Here is a 21,891-nt window from a genome sequence, read left to right as displayed (position 1 = left end):
GGCTATTCTAAGGGTTTAATGTCTCAGCCGTGTTTTAGCGAGATTACAGTTCTGTAACATGAGATCAATAGTGTTCACTTTGTCAATACATTTTTTGCTGTTTTCTGCATATATTTTTGTGAAATAGAGACGGACGAGGCGACTTTTGTCCACTATTTTCCTCACGTTGCATCTTCATTGAATCGCAAATTTTGCGGTCTGCTCCTTGTTCACCTATACTGGTTAATGAGAGAAATAAATGATAAAAAAAAGAATGATGGCGACACAAAACGCGTTCCAATGTAATGATGAATACGTCGCGTTTTATTAACACTGGTAAGAAAGTACAAAAAATAAAAGATTTAAGGAAACGAGTGTAAGTGCAGCTAAGCCTTTGCCTTCGCCAAAGGCTTGGCAAAGCCAAGTTTTCTAAAAATTGGAGGACAGTCATGGAAGCGAAAAGAGCACGAGATTCATTCGCAGTACTTTCATCTCAGGTTATGCCGAATGACACAAATAATCACGGAACATTGTTCGGAGGAAAATTAATGATGTATGTTGATAATATTGCAGCCATTGCGGCAAATCGACATGCTCGGGAGCTCGTTGTGACTGCTTCTATTGACTCCGTTGACTTTTTGCGGCCAATTGATACTCAATCATCGGTATGTTTGGAAGCGTTCGTTACATGGACCCACAATACATCAATGGAGGTTTTCGTAAAGGTTATTGCTGAAAATCTACGAACGGGCGTGCGGATGCTGTGCACGACCTGCTTTTTAACTTTTGTTGCGCTTGATGATCAGGGTAAACCGACAATCGTACCGAAAATAATTCCAGAGAGTGAAGAAGAGAAGATGCTGTATTCGAGTGCCGAAAAGCGCTATACGCAAAGGAAAAACCGTCGCGGGCAAGCAAAAGCGTTTACAGAGCGACTCTCACTGAACAAGCCTTGGGCATGAGTGATTGCCCGGTTTTCCACTGGCATTCACACGAAATAAAGGTTTCTGCATAACATGTAGTGTTGAGTAAGGACACAAGCTCAATAATTTTAAATGAAGGGGCGAGTGACGATATGGGTGCTTCTACTGGTGGATACAGCGGCAGTTTTGCGTTAATCGTTGTTCTGTTCATTTTGCTGATCATTGTGGGTACAGCTTACGTTTATTAATGACTGATGCTCATTAATGTATTGATGAAGAACACCCGCGGCATGCCGCGGGTGTTCTAATTTGTATGGACTTTCAATGGCTATGTGACCAACAAAACTTTTCTTTCTATTATATATGAAGTAAAATCATTTTCTTCAAGCTGCGAGGTGCTTATTAATAAATCGTTTCAACCGTGCACTGACCGGAATCATGATTAACGTGAGGACGGCACCTTTTAGTAGATTAAATGGCATAACTCCATACACGATTAAGGTCAGAAGGCTGTGGATGCCGCGATTTGCCGATTGTGACATGCCAACCATTGCGTCAATGCTGTATCCGAGAAACAGAGCATAACTTGGGAAAATAAAGTAATAATTGATGACTGCCATGATCACGGTCATGGACAGTGTGGCCGTAATCATGCCGAACAAAAGCGAGCGTGCTGTTCTTTTTTTTCGGTAGAAGCTCCAAGTAACCAAGATAAAAATGGTTCCGGCAGCAAAGTTGGCAAATTCGCCAACAGGAACGACGGTAAGCGATCCCGTAAGCAGGACATGGAGAATATTCTTAATCGCTTCAATTGCGATTCCGGCTCCCGGTCCTAAAATGATTGCGCCAATGAGTGCAGGCAGATCACTGAAATCCATGGTAAGGAAGACAGGAAAAAGCGGAATTGGAAAGGCAATCAGCATAATTAAAAAGCCAAGTGCAGACAACAATGAGACAAGCACCATTTTTTTCAAAGATGTGTTCATCAAAATACCCCCATATAAGTTTACAATTTGGGGATCATGCGACAGAATTTACACTGTGCCATCCGCACGCTTTTAAAGAACTTTAACGTCAAAAGAGCCCAAAGGGAGTTCCTTTGGGCTCAATAAATTCAACGGTTCAAAAGCGTACGCAAAAGATACGCACAACAACAAATAAACGCGTCACATCATCCTTCTTCCATCCAGACTTTACTGTCGGTTCCGGATTCGCACCGGATCTGCCTTTCGGCTCGCGGACTCTGACGTTTGCCATTACCGCCGGTCGGGAATTCCACCCTGCCCTGAAGGAACACTATTCAATTACAAAATCAGTATACAACAAAACCGATGAAACAACAATAGTTAGCATTCACTGTCTTAACGTGAACGATCAAACACACAATTATGGTCTGCCGAACACACGTGGAAACATTTGCTGCAGTACTTTAGTTTCGAAAGGGTGAATTAAATATAATGGTCAAGCACAACCCCTAAGGAAAGAAGGATACCGAACAAGGTCTGCATTTGGGCGGTTGCCTTCATCGCGGGCATCATCTGAATTGCTTTTGTCTTCATCTGAAAACGTTTGGCAGCTTGAATGGCTTTAGGCAGGCTGGCAAAAACAATCAGCAGCCAAGCCGACTCCACACGAAAGACCATGAGACCGATAATCCAAGCATAGGAAAAAGCGAATACACCTGCCAGCACTTTGATCGCTTTTTCTCGACCAAGCAAGATCGGCAACGTCAACCGGCCTTTTGCTTGATCGCCTTCCAGATCACGAATATTGTTTGCCATGTTAATGCCACCAACTAACAGGCCAATCGGAATCGAAATCAGGATGCAGTTAAGCGTGAGTGTTCCCGTCTGGATGAAAAATGAAATCCAGATAATAAACACCCCCATGAATAAACCGGAAACGAGTTCGCCAAAAGGCGTATAGGCGATCGGATAAGGACCTCCGGAGTAGAGATATCCGGTTAGGATGCAGATTGAACCAACCAAGGCAATCCACCAACTGCTGTTGGCGCAAATATAAACACCAATAAGCATCGCGGTAAAACAGAGTGCAAAAGCGAGTCTGAGAATCGTTTTTGGATGAAAGCCGTCACGCACGATGCTGCCGCCAATCCCTACAGAATGCTCATCATCCAATCCGCGCTTATAATCAAAATATTCATTGAACAGATTTGTTGCGATCTGAATCAGCATTGAGGCGATCAGCATTGCAACAAATAAACGTATATTGGGGCTTTTTACTGGTAATACAAGTGCTGTTCCAAGGGCTACCGGTACAAATGAAGCAGATAAGGTATGCGGTCGGAGCATTAACCACCATTTTTTAAAGCCGGTATTTTTTTCGAGTGCTCGTTCCCCCATCATCAATCTCTCCCACAATTAAAAGATACTGTTATGCGACAATTTAGCAGGTTCATAGATTTCATGCACGAAAAACGCTGGTAATTGTCACTAAATTGACATACTCTTGTTCTTTTTTAGTTTATGGAATCGAGAAGCAGGTGTCAATATGAAGAGGGGAATGATTCGTATAATTTGAGAAATTTGTGTTGCACTCTTGAATTTGAAGATCGAGGGACCGGATACCGAAGTCGGCTCAATGAACATCAGGACTGGGAAATTTGGACGGGTGTTCCGTTAGAAGTGTTTGAAGCGGACGAAGCAAGGGGGTGGCGGTTTAATAAACGTTTAAGCGTGTCGCACTCAAGGCCGGTCAACGTAATACCTCGACGCATTTTTTTCTTGTCGGGGGCCCAGCTGCGTATATCGTATTTTGCTTCGCGCTGGTTCCAGCTGACTAAATTAAACTCCTTAGTCCAACCGCTGCTTTCCGTTGCAAGCACGCCATAGTGCTCAACAATAGCGAATGTTACTTCTGAATTTGAATCTGCCATCTTATAATCACCTCTTTAAATGATTTGAACAAATGTTCTGATATTATTGTAAAAGCAAACAAACGTTCTGTCAACTGTTTATCTGAAATTTTTCAAAGTTGATCTTGGTACGTTCTGTTATAATTAGTGCAAGAAACCTTTATATTTAGAATCCGCATCGAGGAGTTGTGAGCCCGTGTTAAAATACACCATCGCTTTTTTGAAAATTCATGAGAAGCTATTAATGATTAATCGGCAGAAAGCGCCGTGGCAGGGGGCATGGAACGGTGTTGGAGGAAAATTGGAACCGGGAGAAACGCCTGAAGCGTGTGTGATACGTGAGATTTGGGAAGAAACCGGCATTGTCGTTCATGATCAGCAGTTTCGAGGGATTGTCACCTGGGAACCAGACAAAGAACCGATACAAGGAATGTATGTGTTCCTTGCCAATATCTCAGCGCAAGAGGTTATGGATTTACCACGCGCGACACGTGAGGGGATATTGGCATTAAAGGATATTTCTTGGATTCTTTCTGAGGATAACTTTGGAATTGTTCCGTCCATCCGTTTCTTTCTGAAACATACGCTTGACGAAACAAACCGCCCGGTAGATTACCACTGTGTCTTTGACGGAGACGAAATTGTCCGCACAGAAGTTCGCCCACTTCACGAAGCAGTCCTTCGTTAAGGAAGCAAAAGCAGAATGAGCAGCATCAGACAACCAAGTATGCCGATGATAAAAAGGATCCAGTAATCGGCGCCCATCATGACGGTAAGTAGAGGGGAAAGTACGGTATAAACACCGGCAATGAACAGGATAATACTCACAGTCGTGAGAAATCGTATAGGCTTATTCATGTACTGCAAGCCGAGTCGTATCAAAAATGCTTTTTTGCGGAAACAATAGAGAGCGATGCTGCACGATAAAAAAAGAAGACCGATCATAACCCATTTATCCATGTCTGATGAACATCCTTTGTATCAATTTCATTCTTCCTATTCATTATACATAAGCTTTAGAAGAAATTGAGAAAACAGAGCTAATTTTTATATAAAAATTGGCCGTCTCGCAAGGGGCGCTCGAATAAACGTATACTGCGCTCCAGGAGCCTCCTGAGCTGCGGAACTCTTCTTCGCTCGCGGGTTCCCACGGAGCACTTGATTCAGCATTTATGCCAAAAAGGGCGTCTCAAAGTAAAAAACGGACTTTTGAGACACCCTTATTCAACAGGTTAATCTGTGTGAATCGGCTGCTGATTTGATTCATCAGGAAGATCTGCAGTACAGTGCGCACATTTCGTTGCCTTGATCGGGATCGAGGAGAAGCAGTACGGACAAGTCTTTGTTGTCGCAGCAGCTTCCTTTTTTGGAGTCGCTTTTTGCAACATTTTAATGGCGCAGAAAATGACAAATGCGATAATGATGAAGTTAATCACATTATTGATAAAAAGACCATAATTTATCGTTGGTGCACCGGCTTTTTTTGCTGCTTCTAAACTGCCGTACGTGTGTCCCGATAAATTGATGTATAGACTGCTGAAATCAACTTTGCCAAGCAACAGCCCGATTGGCGGCATGATCACATCTGTGACAAGCGAGCTGACGATCTTGCCAAACGCGGTCCCAATAATTACCCCAATCGCAAGATCGATCACATTTCCTCGTGTAAGAAACTTTTTAAATTCATCTAATGTCTTCATATCCACCCACCCAGATCAGTAATATAACGTAAATCATAGCATTTTCGACATTTTATTAAAAGAATTCCACGTTTAGATGAGTAAAATCGGTTCAATCGGCGCATTCTATGCTCAGGAGGTTGATTCGGGTGAAGTATCAAAAGCTGATTTATGCCCTATGTGCAATGCTTGCACTGATCGTCATTGCCTTTGTGCACCATCCGCATTTAAGCGCTAATGCAAAAGATGCTCAGAACGGCAAACTGATTGTTTCATTGATCAATGCCAAAAATGAAGAAATGGGTACGGCAAAACTTAGTGAAACAGCAAAAGGGGTACGTATCGAGCTGGAAGCAGAGGGATTAACACCCGGCATTCATGCCATTCACTTCCATGAATACGGAAGTTGTACGCCTCCTGACTTCATGTCTGCCGGTGCTCATTTTAATCCGGAAAATAAGAAACATGGATTAAAGAATCCAATGGGTCCGCATGCAGGCGATATGGTCAACATCTTTGCGGATCGTCACGGTCATGTGAAAACGGTTCTTTTCAATTCGATGGTTACCTTAAAAGAAGGGGAACCCAATTCTTTGCGTGATGCTGATGGTTCAGCGTTAATTATTCATGAAAAAGGTGACGATCAAGTCACTGATCCTTCTGGAAACTCAGGGGACAGGATCTTGTGCGGCGTCATTAAGTAAAAACAAAAAAGATGAATCGACCGCAACGATCGATTCATCTTTTTTTGTCGAATAAATGTATAGAGGCTGGGCGATGCTTGGTTTTTCTTAGTCGGCCAGTAAGGACAGTCCGCCGTCGACAGTAATTGTTTGGCCGCGAATCATAAATGCAGCCGGAGTGCACAAAAAGTAGACGGCTTCAGCCAGATCTTCAGGCTTAACAATCCGGCCGGCCGGATTGTGCTTTGCTGCTTGCTCGAGCAGTTCCTCGCGATTTGGAAAATGCTTGAGCGCGTCGGTATCTACCGCACCGCCGGACACCGTATTCACCGTGATGTTCATTGGGGCGAGGGCAACGGCAAGATAACGGGTCAATGACTCGACAGCAGCTTTGGACACGCCGACGACAACGTAGTTTGGAAGTGCACGCACTGCTCCGAGACTAGAAAGTGCGACAATGTGTCCACCGCCGCTTTTGTCCATTAATTTTGCAGCGCGCTGGGCGGCGAACAGATACGCTTTTGCATTAATATCCTGCGTCCAGTCCCAATGCTTTTCCGTGATTTCCATCAAGGGACGCTGAACACCGGATGCAGCATTGCTGATAAAGACATCAAGGCGTCCAAATGCAGATTCTACTGCCGCAAACAGTTGATCAATCTGTGCCAGTTCACCGATATTTGCCTTGACAAGTTGCACCGAAACACCATATTGATGTTCAATTGCTTGCTTGGCTGTTTCCGCATTGGTACTTTTACGGGCGTAATTTAGTACCAGATCGTAACCGTTTTGGGCAAACTTCTCAGCAATGGACTTGCCGATACCACGAGTTCCGCCGGTAATCAAAGCCACTTTATTCACCATGTTAATCTCCTTTAAATTGAGCTTACGTCGTACAAATCGAATCAAGTATAGCAAAAGGTTTCGAATAAGGACAAGAAAAAATACATGAATGAACGCTTGAAGTCATGATCTTTTGTCTGGAATAGGGTATGATACGATTAGAATCTTTTTCGTCAAGAAAGGGGCCCAATCGATGGTTATTGTCTATCTAAGCCTTGTGCTGATTGCCGCTGCGATTATCTTTTTTGTCATTTCTATGATGAAAACAGCGCATTTAATGAATGGATCACTTGCGAAAATATCAAAGACCGGTGCAAAACTTCAGGATCAATCCGCAAAGGTTGTGAAAGAAAGTGAAGCATTGACGGTGAACCTTTCCCGCATTCAATCGGATATCATGCAAAAGAAGGGAAAAGTTCAAGACACTGTAAATCAAGCGAAGCAATCAATCCTAAGTGTTCAAGTTGCCGTTTGCAAGGGAAAATCAATTTATAACACCATTCGCGCTTCTAGGGTACAGCGATAAATTTAGGTTCGATGTCGATCTGAACATTGCCCTTAACTGCTTTTGCGATCATGCAATCCTGTTCCGCTCTATGGATACAGTACTCAAGACGGTCAGTGCCGGTTTCATCGAACGGTTTTAACAGGTAGATGGTCGGCTGGTGAATCACTTTTTCAAAATGGAGACCGCCGCGCTTGGTCACAACACCTTGTGTTTGAATAGCGATATGGTCATAAGCGATCTTTTCTTTATCGAGGCGAATGCCCAGCGTGATCAAAAAACAAGAGGCGAGTGCACCGAGTAGCAGTTCATCGGGATTGGTCCCGATTCCTTTTCCAGACATCGATTGATCAACGGAAACAACGGTTGAGAGACCGTTTGTTTTGATTTGTCCGCTGCCATCCCATGATCCGTTCCACGTTCCCTTAAGGTTAAAGTGAAAATCTGTCATAAAGTTCAGCTCCCAACTTAAAATGAGAAAAGAGACATGTATTATTTTTAACGTTATCGTACCATAAATCGATTCATTTGGAAGCAGGGGGAAAGGCTTGTGTCAGCTAGAAAAAAGGAGCTTCAATCCAATACCATCACACCATGGCTGTGGCTGTCTTTGACTTGCGTTTTATTTTTTTTAATTTTGGTTATCGCTGTGCGCCAGCCGGCTGTTCAAGCCTTAGATCAGGCATTGATTAAAAGTCTCGATCCAATCCGAACGCCGTCAATGGTTGCTTTTTTTTCCAGATTTACTGATTTTGCTACGGGCAAACTGTTGTCGGTCATTATTGCTGTTTTTATGGTGTATCTGCTATTGTACAAGCGCTATCTGTCGGTCATTATTCTACCGCTTTTTTTCCTGTTGGAGCGCCGGACAAATGTAGTGTTGAAGGATTGGGTGATTCGGGATCGTCCGCCGATGCACCATCTGGTTCATGAGAGCGGCTATAGTTTTCCGAGCGGTCATGCCATGAATGCGTCAACCGTATATGGATTGCTCATTTTATTGGTTCTCCCGCTCATCAAACGCAGATGGATCCGGGTGTTGTGGGTCGTGCTCGGGTTTAGCATGATTTTGCTGGTTGGATTCAGCCGCCCGCTTCTTCGGGTTCATTACTTTACCGATATCCTTGCCGGATACTGCGCAGGTGGTTTCTTTGTCGGGCTGTCGGCAATGTTTTTGATTTATTGGAACAAAAAGACGAACGGGGTGAAGCGGCGTCGCGAATGATAGCGCGCAGAAAGCAGGACTGTTTCGGTGCATCAGGCTTTTAGTTCTCAGCAGAGCAGCAATATGGTAGAATGAATGTCTAATCGAATGGTGTACTGGAGTGAAGTTCATGGGTAAAAAAGGATCGATATTATTAGCGAATGGTAAGCAGATTGCATTTGATCTGTTTCCTGATGAAGCACCGAACACGGTAGCAAACTTTGAGAAGCTTGCAAATTCAGGATTCTACAACGGTCTGACGTTCCATCGAGTTATTCCGGGTTTTGTCAGTCAAGGCGGATGCCCAAGAGGTGACGGCACAGGCGATGCAGGCTATACCATCAAATGTGAGACCGACGGCAACCCGCATAAGCATGTTCAGGGTGCCCTTTCGATGGCTCATGCAGGCAGAGACACAGGAAGCTGTCAATTTTTTATTGTCCATGAGCCGCAGCCCCATCTTGATGGTGTGCACACCGTTTTTGGACAAGTCACAAGTGGCATCGAGCCTGTGCTTGCGATGCACAATGGAGATGTGATGGATAAGGTTGAAGTCTTTGATGCCTAAATAAAAAAATAAATGCTGAGGCTGTCCTCATGATCGACTCGTCGATTTACGGGCGGCCCTTTTTTCTTTTGATGGGGCGCGGATCAGAGTATGATTAAAGAGAAGATCATCATGCTGCAAGAGCGAAACGATGATTGATACACACCCTTAATTTTCGGGAAAAGAGTAACCCAAAAAATCAGGAGGTCTTTCCGATGCCGATCAGTAATGTTGGGCTTCAGATTCTGCCGTTTTCTAAGGAGAAAGACACATACGGACTGGTAGATGAAGCGATTAAAGTGATTCAGGATTCTGGAGTCAAGTATGAAGTGACTGCACTCGAAACGATACTTGAAGGAGAACTGGACGAGCTGCTTGATGTCGTGAAAAAAACAGTCTACGCAACGGTTGAAGCCGGTGCCGATGAAGTTGCGGCGGAAGTGAAGATCCATTTTCGCCCTCAAGGAACATCGATTGAAGAAAAGGTAGGAAAATACCGGAAATCAAATCAGTGATTGAGGCAAACTGAAAAGAAACAAGAAACCGCAGCGCGCGATTGTTCTGCGGTTTTTGTCTGTATTGCAGAGTGCCGTAAACAGCAAGCAATAAATAGAACGGATGTTCTGCGTATGCTATAATTAGGGACAACCAAACGCACGCATCCAATAAGACGTTCAAGAACAAAACGATGATTGGAGCGAAGAAAATGTCTGTTCGATTCATTTTAGGACGCCCAGGGACGGGAAAGACGTCAGCGTGTTTGACGGATATTCGCCGCAAGCTGCAAGAGCAGCCGGATGGGGCGCCGCTAATTTATTTGGTCCCGGAACATATGACCTTCAGTCTGGAAGATACACTCGCTTCGACTCCAGATCTCGGCGGAATGACCCGATTGAATGTATACAGTCTGCCGCGTCTCGCATTGCGCGTTTTGCAACAGGCAGGAGGGGCGACACGGCAGCATTTGAATACGGCCGGTATCTCGATGCTCCTGCGCAAAATCGTTGAGAATAGAAAGAATGAATTGCATCTCTTCCGTAAGGCGGCACAGCAAAGCGGTTTTTATGACTTGCTTGGCGACACACTAATTGAATTCAAACGGTACTGTCTCGAGCCGGAAGAGATTGCCCTTAGGGGGCAGCAGATCAAAACCGACGATGCGGATCAGCAGCTGCTAAAGGACAAGCTTCATGATCTGTCACTAATCTATCAATCATTCAGTCAGGCACTGGAAGGAACTTATATTGACAGTGAAGATTATTTGTATTTAATGGTTGAACGAATGAATGACGCTGAATTTCTGAAACAAGCGGAAGTGTGGATTGACGGGTTCCAGACAATGACACCACAAGAACTGCTGGCCGTCGAACAACTGATGGGTTTGTGTAAACAGGTCACTATTGTTTTGGGAACAGATCAAATTTATGATCGGCTCCCGGACGAATTTTCTGTTTTTCGCCATCCGGCACATCTGTTTCTCCAATTAAAAGAACGCGCGGAGCTGAATGGCCAGACCATTGAGCCGATTGTTTTGCAAAGAACGCTCGTTCGTCCGGAATCTAAGGCACTGAAAAATTTAACCATGCATTTTGGACAATTTCCCGTGCAGACGAGCGCGCAGACCGATGGCGTTCGTTTGACGGAAGCGGCAAATCGCCGCGAGGAAGTGGAACAGACGGCACGAGCAATTATCGAATGTGCCCGAGTGCACCATGACCGTTACCGGCAGATGACGGTACTTGTTCGTAATCTTGCAGACTATCGCGATCTCATCGAAACGATTTTTGCAGATTATCGGATTCCATTTTTCATTGATCAAAAGCGCACCATGAAGCATCATCCGCTTATTGAATTTATTCGTTCTTCATTGGAGGCTCTTTTACAGAACTGGCGTTATGAGCCTATTTTCCGCTGCGTGAAAACAGATTTTCTTATTCCATTTGAATACGATCTGCAAACCGCACGCGAAGGTATGGATCGACTGGAAAATTATGTGATCGCCCACGGGTACTACGGGAAAAAGTGGACCGATAACGGGAAATGGTCGTACCGAACGTACCACGGCTTGGAGGAACAGGAACGAAGCCAGTCCGATCAAGAGTTGGAAACCGAAAAGACGATTAATGAATATCGCGCGCTGATTGTACAGCCGCTGGCAGCCTTTGAAGCCGAGCTTAAGGAAGCCTCGACGGTAGCCGAACGCTGCGGTGTGCTCTATCGTTTTCTCATTGATCTCGCTGTTCCTGAAAAGTTGGAACGGATGGCAAGAAAGGCAGAACAGGAACACCGGCTCTATGAGGCAAAAACACATGGCCAAGCTTGGAAAGCGGTGATCGATCTTCTTGACCAATGCGTGGCAACCGGAGGCGATGAACCCATATCGCTTCAGCTGTTTGCCAACATTATCGACACCGGACTGGATGCACTGGAGTTTGCCATGGTTCCGCCGGCGCTTGATCAAGTTATGGTGGGAAGTCTTGATCGCATGCGCGCTTCAGAACTTAATGATGTTTTTCTGCTTGGCATCAACGAAGGCGTGTTACCGGCAAAACCGGTTGAACAAGGCCTTTTCTCAAGTAAAGATCGAGAGCTTCTGCACGATGAAGGGGTCACGGTTGCCGACGGCGAATCGGAACAGATGGCTGGGGAAAACGAATTAATCTATCGCGCGTTGACGCTGGCAAAAAAAAGGTTGTTCCTGTCCTTTCCGTTGGCCTCTGAAGATGGTGAAGCGTTGCGGCCGTCGCCACTTATCGCACGTTTGCAGCGGTTTTTCCCAAATCTGAAACAAAACGTTGCTCCTGCATCGCCAAGGGAACTCGCAGATCAGGAACAGCTCGCTTTTATCAATACACCGCGCAAGACGGTCAGTACGCTTTCAGCTCAGATTCGTGCGTGGAAGAATGGGTATCCAATCGCGGAACTATGGTGGGACGCGTATAACTGGTTTACCGTACATCGTGAATGGGGGAGTGCGGCAAAGATGGCGTTGTCCGGATTATTCGCGCGTAACGATGAGCAGCTCAGTTCCGATGCTGCACGTGCACTATATGGACAAACCATTCAAACCAGTGTTTCACGAATGGAGAAATTTAATTCCTGTCCCTTTTCTCAGTTCGCCTCTTACGGATTAAACCTGAAAGAGCGCGATGTCTTCCAGCTTGCCGCGCCCGATATTGGCCAACTGTTCCATATGGCGATTAAACAGATGACAGCGAAAGTTATGAAGCAAAAGCGTAAATGGGATGATTTGTCACCAGAAGAGTGCGATCATCTGGCAAGCGAAACGGTAGATACACTTGCGCCGAACTTACAGAAACAGATCTTGACGAGCTCAAATCGACTGCGCTATCTGCAGCATAAATTAACGCAGGTTGTCGCCCGGGTTGCCCGAGTACTTCGCCGTCATGCGCGTTCCAGTGGCTTTTCACCACTCAGTCTGGAGCTTCCTTTCGGCCCGGGCAAGCCGATCCCAGCCTTGCATTTCCCTTTACAACAAGGCGCGGAAATGGAAGTAGTCGGACGAATTGACCGTATTGATCAGGCGACGGATGAGCATGGACGGCTGCTACTTCGCATTATTGATTATAAATCGAGCGCTAAGAATCTTGATCTTTCGGAACTCTATTATGGTCTGGCTCTTCAGATGCTTACCTATCTGGACGTGATTATCACCCATTCGAAAAAGTGGCTGGGCACGCAAGCCGAACCTGCCGGTGTTCTTTATTTTCATGTACACAATCCGCTTCTGAACGTGAACGAAAAGCTTCCACAAGATCGGCTTGAACGCGAACTCTATAAAAATTTTAAAATGAAAGGGCTGCTTCTGGAAGATGAAGAAGCGCTGCTTTTATCGGATCAAACGGCGCAAGGAAAAATGTCGGACATCGTTCCGTTTGGAGTTAAGAAGAATGGAGACTTTTATAAAGCGTCCTCGCTAGCAGGCAAGGAAGAATTTGATCTGCTGCGCTCTTATACAAGGCGAGTCATGACCGATGTAGGCTGTAAAATTCTCGACGGCGACGTAGCGATCAAGCCTTTTAATCTAAAAGGACAAGTTCCTTGTACTTATTGTCCCTTCCGGCCAGTTTGCCGCTTTGATCAATCGCAGCCGGGCAATCAGTATCGGATGCTAAAGAAAATGAACGACAGCGATGTGTTGGAAAAATTAGCGCAGTTGGAGGAGAAGCCGGATGAGGACTAAACCAAAAAATGTAACGTGGACGGACGCTCAATGGCGTGCGATCACAGAGCAAGGGCATGACTTGCTTGTCGCGGCTGCCGCCGGTTCAGGCAAAACGGCGGTACTTGTTGCGCGAATTATCCAGAAACTGACCGACCCGAATCAACAGGTGAATATCGATGATCTGCTCGTTGTGACGTTTACAAAGGCGGCCGCATCAGAAATGCGTGAGCGTATCGGCAAGGCGCTCGATCAATGTTTGGTTGCCGAACCGAATCATTTGTTCTTGCGCCGTCAGCAAGGTCTGCTCGGCAAAGCGTCGATTATGACCCTTCACGCGTTTTGTATGTCGGTTGTGAAACATTACTATTATTTTCTTGATCTGGATCCGGGATTCCGACTACTTGATGAGACAGAAGCACAATTGATGCGTGAGGAAGTTCTGGAGGGACTTTTAGAGACGTACTATGCATCGAATGATCCGCAATTCTACCAACTCGTTGATCGTTATTCAGGTGATCGAAGCGATGATGCATTGAATCAGCTGCTCCTGCGCATCTATGAATTTTCGATGAGTCATCCATGGCCGGAAATATGGCTGGATCATTTGGCTGAAACCTATCACGTTGCGAGCGAAACATCGCTCGATCAATGCGAATGGCTGTCCGAATTAAAAGAAGCGCTCGCTCAAACAATTAACGGAACGGTTCATGCAATGAGGGAGGCGGTTCGGCTTTGCGGAGAGCCTGGGGGACCGTCCGTCTATACGGAAACGTTGCTTGAGGAACTCCATGCCTTAGAGCAGCTTCAAGCAGCAGCCGGATCTGAATGGCAGGTTCTGCGCGCAGCTGTATTATCTGTTTCATTCGGCAAATTGAAACCGGTCAGAGGTAAAGAGGTGCTTCCGCAACTTAAGGATCAAGTAAAAAAAATACGCGACACGATAAAGGCGAAAATAAACGATTTGCAACAGCAATGGTTCGCGCGGCCGGCAGATGAATGTCTGAAGGATCTCAACGATATGGCGCCTTCTGTTGATCTGATTATTGAACTGGTCAAAAGCTTTACCCGGCAATATAAAAAAGAGAAAAGACGCAAAGCTGTACTGGACTTTTCTGATCTGGAGCATGAATGCCTTGCGGTTCTGCGCGCTAAGGATTCTTCGCCCGAACAGGAGCGACCTTCTATCGTTGCCGAACAATTCAGATCGCGTTTTCAAGAAGTCATGATTGATGAATACCAAGATACCAACCGGGTACAAGAAGCAATCCTTCAGCTGATTACGAAAGACAACCGTACTGGTGGAAATCTGTTTATGGTCGGCGATGTGAAGCAGAGTATTTACGGCTTTCGATTAGCGGAGCCCGGTCTGTTTCGTGAGAAATACAAGCAGTTTTCCCGCCCAGACACAGACGGTCAGGTGATTGATCTGTCAAACAATTTCAGAAGCAGACAGGAAATCATCGATGGAGCTAATTTTCTCTTTCGCCAGACAATGGATGAAAAGGTTGGCGGCGTGACCTATGATTCTGCCGCCGAACTGTGTTTCAGTGCCAAGTACCCTGAGGAGAATCGTCCGATTGATTTAGAGATCATTAATCGGGCCTCGACAGAGAGTGAACCCGCCGGAGACACGGACGATTTGGATTCAGCAGAACTAGAAGCAGCGGCGATTGCCGACCGGATCATTGCAATGATTGGCGATGACGGATCGTCACCGTCATTTCAAGTTTTCGACCGTACACGGGGACAGATGCGTGCGATTCAATTTCGTGATATAGCCATCCTGCTCCGCTCAGCCAGCACAACAGCGGCGGTGATCAAGGAGGTACTCGATCAACGCGGCATCCCGGCCTATGCAGAATTGTCCAAGGGATACTTCGATGCGGTAGAGGTATCCATTATGCTGTCTTTGCTTCAGGTGATTGATAATCCGGATCAGGATATTCCGCTGGCTGCCGTGTTGCGCTCGCCAATCATTGGGTTACATGCTGATGAACTAGCGGCGATCCGAGTGGCTGATCGCCGTTCCGGATTCTATCAAGCGATGAAAAGCTATTTAACCGAAGGCAAGTCGAAAACGGTTCAACGATTATTCGTTTTTCTAGAGAAGTTAGAGGAATGGCGCGACTTTTCAAAGAATCATGCCGTCTCTGAATTGATTTGGCAAATTTATCGAGACACCGGTTATTACGACTACGTCGGCGGATTGAGCGGCGGGACGCAGCGCCAAGCCAATTTAAAAGCGTTCTATGACCGTGCGCGTCAGTATGAAAAGACAACATTCCGCGGTTTATTTCGTTTCCTTCGCTTTATTGAACGGATGCGGGCAAATGGCGGCGACCTTGGTGAGGCAAGAGCCTTGAGCGAACAGGCGGATGTTGTGCGTATCATGACGATTCATAAAAGCAAAGGTTTGGAGTTTCCCGTCGTTTTTGTTGCCGGAATGAATAAACGATTTAATTTACGCGATACAGCGGAGCCGGCACTGCTCCATAAAGATTTGGGCTTCGGTACGAAATGGATCAATCCTGAATTTCGCATGAGCAGTCCGACCCTACCTTATTTAGCGATTAAGGAGCGTATGAAACGCGATGCGGTTGCTGAAGAACTGCGCATTTTATATGTCGCTGTCACGCGGGCGCGAGAAAAACTAATCCTTATTGGTACGGTTAAGGATGCACTGAAACAAGTTGAAAAATGCCGAGACACGTTGCATCAAACGGATTGGCTGCTCCCTGCCGACAGTCGCTCATCAGCATCAACCTACTTTGATTGGCTCCTTCCTTCAGTTGCCAGGCATCGGGCGGCAGAAGCACTCCATGAGCTGCTGGAGGATGAACCAAGTCGAACCTCGGTATTTTTGGATCAATCGGAATGGAGGGTGCAGCTTATCCCGGCTTCCGGACTTCTCCAAAGTGACGCAGAGAAGAAGCAGCTCAATCAGGAACGGCTGCAGTTGCTGAAGCAAGGCAAATCGATGAGTTCCCACTCTGGTGTTCAGGATGAGGTCGCTGCTCGATTGGCGTGGACCTATCCGCATGCTGTCGCAGCAGCATCAATGGCAAAACAAACCGTCACAGAAATCAAAGTGCAGCAGGATTACTTTAGCAGCGGTAATGATGATGCACTGCTCAGCGGTTCGGAACGATTTTCAGCGATTGGGCACGATCGGCCGCAATTTTTGCAACAATCCGCTCTGTCTGCAACAGAACGCGGAACGGCGCTTCATTTATTTATGCAGCATCTTGATTTGAAAAAGTCAGATACCCTTGAGCAACTTAAAGAGCAGGGGACGGCACTCGTGGCAAAGGAAATCATCACCGAAGCACAGGAGCAAAGCTTTGACTATCAAGCGGTCCGTGCATTTTTTGACACAGCCATTGGCAAGAAGATGAGGGAAGCAACAAAAGTGATCCGCGAATCGCCGTTTAGTCTTGCATTGCCAACTGATGAAGTCTATCCAGCATGGAACAAAGAAGCAGCTCAAGAGACGGTGCTCGTACAAGGGGTCATTGACGTTATGATTGAGGACGAAGATGGATTAATTCTTCTCGACTATAAAACGGATCATCTTGGCCGATTCCCAACGCCCGAGGCGGCCGTCGCTGAATTAAAACAACGATACACGGTGCAAATCCGTTTGTATCAACGGGCGATTGAACAAATTTGGAAACGAAAAGTAATGCGTGCCGGGCTGTATGCATTCGATATCGGCTGTTTTGTCGATTTGACGAAAGGAGGCACAAGCAGATGAGACTGATGCACACGGCTGATTGGCATCTCGGGCGAACGCTGGAGGGACGCTCTCGAGAGGAAGAACAGGAACAGGTCATGGATGAGATTTGCACCATAGCGGACGATGCACACGTTGATGCTGTGCTTATGGCCGGCGATGTCTTTGACACGGTTAATCCGCCGGCAGCCAGTGAAGCGCTATTCTATGAGACGGCACTGCGGTTGTCAAATAACGGAAAACGTCCGGTACTGATCATTGCGGGAAACCACGACAGTCCGGAGCGCTTGGAGGCTTCACGGCCGCTGGCAGGAAGGCAAGCAATCACCATTATCGGGAAACCGGTTTTGAAACCATTAATTGTACCCATCGGGGCGACTGGCGAGACGCTTGTGCTTGGCAGCATTCCCTATCCTTCGGAATCGCGGCTCAATGAGTGTCTGAGTGAACGAAATGATGAAGAATCAATCAAAACCGCTTATAATGATCGCCTTGCCGAACTTTTTCAACAGCATGCCGCTGCGTTTAAATCGGATACGGTCAACATGTTGATGACTCATCTTTTTGCGGCGGGAGGTAAGGAATCCGATTCCGAACGGCCAATACAGGTCGGCGGCGCCTACACGGTTCATTCATCAGTATTTCCAAAATCGGCGCAGTATGTTGCGCTTGGGCATCTCCATCGTCCGCAGACTTTGGCCGATTCTGCGGTGCCGGCCCGCTACGCCGGTGCCCCACTTGCTTATAGTTTTTCGGAAGCCGGACAGGCCAAATCGGTAACGATTCTTGATGCGTCTCCAGGTTCGCCGATTGCGATGGAGCATATTGAACTCAGTTCCGGACGTCCGCTGGTGCGCTGGCGTGCGGAGAAGGGGCTTGAAGAAGTGCATCAATGGCTTGAAGAAGGCCGTGATGCAGAGGCATGGATTGATCTTGAGATTTGTCTAAATGAGGCAATGGATATGCATGATATTCAGGCGCTGCGCAAAACGCGGCCACATCTTGTAACGATACGACCAATCTATCAAAACAACTTAGTGGAACATGATCAGCAAGCGCGTTCCAAATTGCCCATTGATGAATTGTTTGTCCGCTTTTACAAGCAGCAAACGAACGGTGCGGTTCCAGGAAGCGAGCTTATCCACATGTTTATGCAGTTGATTGACGATCAAGCGGAACGTGAAGCGGCAGCAGGGAGTGACTTGCATGAAACCGATTGAATTGACCATAAGCGGGCTGAATAGTTTTCGCGAAGAACAGCGAATTGACTTTGAAGCACTCTGTGCGGACGGACTATTTGGTATCTTTGGACCGACCGGAAGCGGTAAATCGACAATACTTGACGGGATGACGCTCGCACTCTATGGTACGGTTGAGCGGGCGGCCAATAATACGAGCGGCATTTTGAATCAATTGGAGCAAAAGCTTTCAGTCGGTTTTACATTTGAACTTTCCGGCGAACGCACCGTTCGTTACCGTGCGGAGCGTAGTTATAAACGGATGAAGGACGGTGGACTGCGCCAAGCAAGCTGCCGATTGATTAAACTGGGTAAGGATAAGGCGGTCATTGCAGATAAAGAACGCGATCTGACTCAATCGATCCGAAAAATTCTTGGCTTAACGCATGACGATTTCACGCGTGCAGTCGTTTTGCCACAAGGCAAATTCGCTGAATTTTTGACCTTGAAGGGGAATGAACGACGCAAAATGTTACAGCGGCTTTTTCATTTAGAGAAATACGGCGATGAATTGTCCGCACGACTCAAACATGCCGCAGAGGAACGGAAGCAGCGCCTGCAGGTTATCGTTGAAAAACAGGCGGTGCTCGGCGATGCTTCGCACGAAGCGGTAAAGGCTGCCGAAGATCGATGCGCACAGATTGCAAACGAGCAAAAGCGGATTTTAGATGAACTCGAACACATTGAAAGGCAAAAAGCACATTTTGAGGACGTTCGCAGTCTTATCGATGAGAAGGATAATAAAACGCGTAAGCTCGAACAATTGAAACAGGAAAAGGATCATTATCATACGATCAAACGCGAGCTTGATCAAGACGAAGCTGCTGATCGGTTGGTGCCTTATTTGGAGGCCTTAGTTGATGCAGAGCGAGAAACAGCTGAGGCGAAACGACTCATGGCGGAAGTAAGCGGCCGGTATGAACAGACCAAAGCGGCTGTGCAAGCGACGGAAATGCAGCAAGCGCAAGCGAAACGGGCTTTAGATGATCAGCTGCCGAAGCATGAGCGTGACAGGCAGCGTCTGCTTCAAGGCGTCTCTGTTCAAAAGCAATTGCAAGAGGAGCTCAGCACTGTTGAGATTTTGAAGAGGAAGCGTTCAGAATTGAGGCAGAAAATTGACCGCGCACGGCTCACCGTACAGCAGCAGCAAGCGCAATGCGCGCAATTGAAAGAAATTCTAGAAACCAATGAAGAGAAGCGACTGGCACTCACCGTGGACAGTGAGCGCCGATTGCGCGTGCAGCATGCGCTCCAAGAGAAAAAAGAGATCGATAATCTGGATTTGTATCTTGAAGAGAAGCGAAGTGAATGGATCGGCCTGCGCGATCGACTGCGCAAACTTTCCGAACAGCAGGATCAATTAAAGCGCGAACAGAAGCAAGCCGAACAAAAAGCTGCCGTACTCGATGAGCAGAATCAATCGCTCTATAATCGAGCGGTACACGTTTCTCAGATGATTCGCTCTGCTCGAGCCTATATCGAGTATGAACGAAACAAAATGGAACAGGAACGTGAGAAGATTCACCGCCAAAACCTGTCACGGCAATTAGTGGACGCGCTGCGTGACGGTCAGCCCTGCCCGGTATGCGGCGGGCTGCATCACCCTCATCCTGCGCCTAACCAACCCATCTCAGAAGCACCCTTCGAAAAGCAGCGCTTAGCATTTGACAAGGCCGCGGAGCAGCTGAATCAAGCGCAACAGAAAATCGGTATTTATCGCGCGCAATTGGAACAGCAGGCGAAAGTATTGGCGGCATCTTCCGCGCAAGCAGATGCGCTCAATCGAGATCTCCGCGAAGATCAGCATGCTGACTTTGTAAAATGGGAACAGGATGGGTTGGAGACGTGTGTGGACCCTATTGAGCTTTCCGTTCGCGAACTGAAACAGGATCTTTTACATTTGGATGAGGCAACGGCTGCATCTCAGAATAAGCAGCTGAAACGTGATACGTTGCAGTCAACCTGTGCGGCACAGTTTACCATGTATCAGGAAAAGATGTGTTTGCTGGAGGAGCAGGCCACCGAAAAGCGCGCGTTACGTGATCAACTTTGGAACAAATGGACAGCGCAGTATGCTTCTCCTGAGCAGATGCAAGCTGAGGAACAGGAGATTGCATCTTCCGATAAGCAAAGTGAGCAGTTGCGCAAAGAAATTAGTCAATTAAAAGATCAGCTAAAGCCACTGGAGCTGATGCTTGAGAAAAATCTGCAAACGCTGCGCGCACTGGAGAGCAACTGGAGCGAGAGCAGCGGGCGGATGGAGGCGGCCGAAAAAGCGTTGCAGGGTTGTCGCAATCAGATGAAGGATTTGCAATTAAGTGAAGAAATGCCCCTTGAGCAGCTGGCATTGGATCTCGAGCAAGAAATAAAACGAATCAAGCAAGCGTTTGAGGAGAGCAGCCGTGCGGCAGAGCATGCACGGGAAGCCTACCATCTGGCGGATAAGAACGCTGCGAATGCAAAATCGCGATTTGAACGTGCAGAGCAGATACATCAGGAAAAGTTGCGCAAGTGGTCGAACCGTCTGGAGTCTTCTCAATTTGACACGCGCGAGGCGGTGATGAACGCTCACCTGAACGATGAAGAGCGCATGCATCGCGCAAATGAATGGGAGACTTATGTTGCGCAAAGCAGGAAGCTTGTATCGGAAATTGACGCGCTGTCCGAGCGAATTGGCGGCGAAGACGTTTCAAAAGAACAGCTCAATGAGATTCGGCAGAAATGGACGGAACGGAAAGAAAAAGGTCAAGAAGTCAGTCAAGCGCTGGGAGCGGCGAATAAAGAAAAGGAAACCTTGATAAAAAATCATGAGTTGTATCGCACGTTGGAATCGGAACGAAAGCTTAATCAAAAAGAATTGGATCAATTTGAAAAACTTCAGCGTGTTTTTCGAGGCAATGCTTTTGTTGAATTTGTCGCCGAGGAGCAGCTTCAGCAGGTTTGTGCTGCGGCATCAAGACGGCTTGGTGAGCTGACGCATGATCGATATGTCCTTGAGGTCGATGAGCAGAGCGGCTTCATCATCCGCGATAATGGGAACGGAGGCGTTTACCGTCCCGTCTCATCCTTATCTGGCGGAGAAACCTTTTTAACTTCGCTAGCACTTGCCCTCTCACTTTCGGAACAGATTCAGCTGCGGGGCAATGTGCCGCTGCAATTCTTCTTCCTGGACGAAGGCTTCGGTTCGCTTGATCCCGATCTCTTGGATACCGTGGTTACGGCACTGGAGAAACTGCATATGCGCCGTTTAGCAATTGGCGTCATTAGTCATGTGCCGGAAATGCGCGAACGGCTGCCGAGAAGGCTCATTGTTTCGCCCGCCGTACCGTCTGGACGAGGAAGCCGCGTCCACATGGAGATGCTGTAATCTTTTGAAGCAGCCAATCGAAACGACAGAATTGTTTTTCATGAGGGTGTCTCTTAACTTTGAGACACCCTTTCCTCATAGGTAAAGGAAATCTATGATTTTGAACACATGCTGAACTGGAAGCAGCGG

The 21,891-nt window shown here is 46.9% G+C and carries 19 protein-coding genes and 1 riboswitch; of the genes, 12 read left to right on the top strand and 7 right to left on the bottom strand.

All coding sequences use genetic code 11. The annotated features are described in order from the left end of the window. Positions 1-428: 428 nt before the first annotated feature. Together SIN01_RS06550 and SIN01_RS06545 are read left to right on the top strand one after the other, a co-directional pair. Positions 429-941: an acyl-CoA thioesterase gene (locus tag SIN01_RS06550; protein ID WP_010027861.1), complete on the top strand. Its 513-nt coding sequence runs from the start codon at positions 429-431 to the stop codon at positions 939-941. Positions 942-1,054: 113 nt separating this feature from the next. After that, positions 1,055-1,150: a YjcZ family sporulation protein gene (locus SIN01_RS06545; RefSeq protein ID WP_037562872.1), complete on the top strand. Its 96-nt coding sequence runs from the start codon at positions 1,055-1,057 to the stop codon at positions 1,148-1,150. Positions 1,151-1,285: 135 nt separating this feature from the next. On the opposite strand, the gene SIN01_RS06540 is transcribed toward SIN01_RS06545, so the two are convergent. The 3 genes from SIN01_RS06540 to SIN01_RS06530 all read right to left on the bottom strand — a co-directional run bounded on the left by SIN01_RS06540 (position 1,286) and on the right by SIN01_RS06530 (position 3,798). Further along, positions 1,286-1,888: an ECF transporter S component gene (locus SIN01_RS06540; protein ID WP_010024879.1), complete on the bottom strand. Its 603-nt coding sequence runs from the start codon at positions 1,886-1,888 to the stop codon at positions 1,286-1,288. Positions 1,889-2,072: 184 nt separating this feature from the next. After that, positions 2,073-2,199, bottom strand: a riboswitch (FMN riboswitch). A 151-nt stretch (positions 2,200-2,350) separates the two neighbouring features. Then, positions 2,351-3,265: a 1,4-dihydroxy-2-naphthoate polyprenyltransferase gene (locus tag SIN01_RS06535; RefSeq protein ID WP_010024883.1), complete on the bottom strand. Its 915-nt coding sequence runs from the start codon at positions 3,263-3,265 to the stop codon at positions 2,351-2,353. Between the two features lie 245 nt (positions 3,266-3,510). Next, positions 3,511-3,798 carry a YdbC family protein gene (locus SIN01_RS06530; protein WP_010024884.1) on the bottom strand — a complete coding sequence of 96 codons (288 nt, stop codon included), beginning with the start codon at positions 3,796-3,798 and terminating at the stop codon, positions 3,511-3,513. A gap of 175 nt (positions 3,799-3,973) precedes the next feature. On the opposite strand from SIN01_RS06530, the gene SIN01_RS06525 reads away from it, so the two are divergent. Beyond that, on the top strand, positions 3,974-4,465 hold the full coding sequence (locus SIN01_RS06525) for an NUDIX hydrolase (RefSeq protein ID WP_010024885.1): 492 nt from the start codon (positions 3,974-3,976) through the stop codon (positions 4,463-4,465). On the opposite strand, the gene SIN01_RS06520 is transcribed toward SIN01_RS06525, so the two are convergent. Both SIN01_RS06520 and mscL read right to left on the bottom strand, forming a co-directional pair. Then, positions 4,462-4,737 carry a hypothetical protein gene (locus tag SIN01_RS06520; RefSeq protein ID WP_010024886.1) on the bottom strand — a complete coding sequence of 92 codons (276 nt, stop codon included), beginning with the start codon at positions 4,735-4,737 and terminating at the stop codon, positions 4,462-4,464. The genes SIN01_RS06525 and SIN01_RS06520 overlap by 4 nt on opposite strands. Before the next feature lie 272 nt (positions 4,738-5,009). Next, a complete protein-coding gene (gene mscL, locus SIN01_RS06515; RefSeq protein WP_010024887.1) occupies positions 5,010-5,477 on the bottom strand; it encodes a large-conductance mechanosensitive channel protein MscL in 468 nt (155 codons plus the stop codon). 128 nt (positions 5,478-5,605) lie between these two features. Between mscL and SIN01_RS06510 the strand changes: the two genes are divergently transcribed. Beyond that, positions 5,606-6,160 carry a superoxide dismutase family protein gene (locus SIN01_RS06510; RefSeq protein WP_010024888.1) on the top strand — a complete coding sequence of 185 codons (555 nt, stop codon included), beginning with the start codon at positions 5,606-5,608 and terminating at the stop codon, positions 6,158-6,160. An 87-nt stretch (positions 6,161-6,247) separates the two neighbouring features. Here SIN01_RS06510 and fabL read toward each other — a convergent pair whose 3' ends face one another. Next, positions 6,248-7,003, bottom strand: a complete 756-nt coding sequence (gene fabL / locus SIN01_RS06505) for an enoyl-[acyl-carrier-protein] reductase FabL (RefSeq protein WP_047034727.1) — start codon at positions 7,001-7,003, stop codon at positions 6,248-6,250. 172 nt (positions 7,004-7,175) lie between these two features. Here fabL and SIN01_RS06500 point away from each other — a divergent pair, with 172 nt between their 5' ends. Further along, on the top strand, positions 7,176-7,508 hold the full coding sequence (locus SIN01_RS06500; RefSeq protein WP_010027430.1) for a hypothetical protein: 333 nt from the start codon (positions 7,176-7,178) through the stop codon (positions 7,506-7,508). On the opposite strand, the gene SIN01_RS06495 is transcribed toward SIN01_RS06500, so the two are convergent. Beyond that, on the bottom strand, positions 7,492-7,938 hold the full coding sequence (locus SIN01_RS06495) for an OsmC family protein (RefSeq protein ID WP_010027431.1): 447 nt from the start codon (positions 7,936-7,938) through the stop codon (positions 7,492-7,494). The genes SIN01_RS06500 and SIN01_RS06495 overlap by 17 nt on opposite strands. A gap of 99 nt (positions 7,939-8,037) precedes the next feature. Between SIN01_RS06495 and SIN01_RS06490 the strand changes: the two genes are divergently transcribed. From SIN01_RS06490 to SIN01_RS06460, 7 genes are all read left to right on the top strand, one after another. Beyond that, entirely contained in the window at positions 8,038-8,712 is a 675-nt protein-coding gene (locus SIN01_RS06490) for a phosphatase PAP2 family protein (protein ID WP_237760101.1), read from the top strand. A gap of 109 nt (positions 8,713-8,821) precedes the next feature. After that, positions 8,822-9,259 (top strand): peptidylprolyl isomerase, encoded by a 438-nt coding sequence (locus tag SIN01_RS06485; protein WP_010024760.1) that lies wholly within the window; start codon positions 8,822-8,824, stop codon positions 9,257-9,259. Between the two features lie 194 nt (positions 9,260-9,453). Beyond that, positions 9,454-9,753 carry a thiamine-binding protein gene (locus SIN01_RS06480; RefSeq protein ID WP_010024759.1) on the top strand — a complete coding sequence of 100 codons (300 nt, stop codon included), beginning with the start codon at positions 9,454-9,456 and terminating at the stop codon, positions 9,751-9,753. Between the two features lie 191 nt (positions 9,754-9,944). After that, positions 9,945-13,442 (top strand): helicase-exonuclease AddAB subunit AddB, encoded by a 3,498-nt coding sequence (addB, locus tag SIN01_RS06475; protein ID WP_010024758.1) that lies wholly within the window; start codon positions 9,945-9,947, stop codon positions 13,440-13,442. Further along, the gene (gene addA / locus SIN01_RS06470) at positions 13,432-17,178 is read left to right on the top strand and encodes a helicase-exonuclease AddAB subunit AddA (RefSeq protein WP_010024756.1); all 3,747 of its coding nucleotides are present in this window, start codon (positions 13,432-13,434) and stop codon (positions 17,176-17,178) included. Before addB ends, addA begins: the two co-directional genes overlap by 11 nt. Continuing rightward, complete coding sequence (locus SIN01_RS06465; protein WP_047034728.1) at positions 17,175-18,377, top strand: exonuclease SbcCD subunit D; 1,203 nt, start codon at positions 17,175-17,177, stop codon at positions 18,375-18,377. The genes addA and SIN01_RS06465 overlap by 4 nt, the downstream gene beginning before the upstream one ends. Further along, positions 18,364-21,762 carry an AAA family ATPase gene (locus tag SIN01_RS06460; RefSeq protein ID WP_052766804.1) on the top strand — a complete coding sequence of 1,133 codons (3,399 nt, stop codon included), beginning with the start codon at positions 18,364-18,366 and terminating at the stop codon, positions 21,760-21,762. The genes SIN01_RS06465 and SIN01_RS06460 overlap by 14 nt, the downstream gene beginning before the upstream one ends. Positions 21,763-21,891 lie beyond the last annotated feature (129 nt).

Origin of the sequence: Sporolactobacillus inulinus, from assembly GCF_006539285.1 — a bacterium.
GTDB lineage: Bacteria > Bacillota > Bacilli > Bacillales > Sporolactobacillaceae > Sporolactobacillus > Sporolactobacillus inulinus.
Note: the sequence above shows the minus strand (reverse complement) of the source record. Positions and strands in the feature narration are given on the sequence as shown.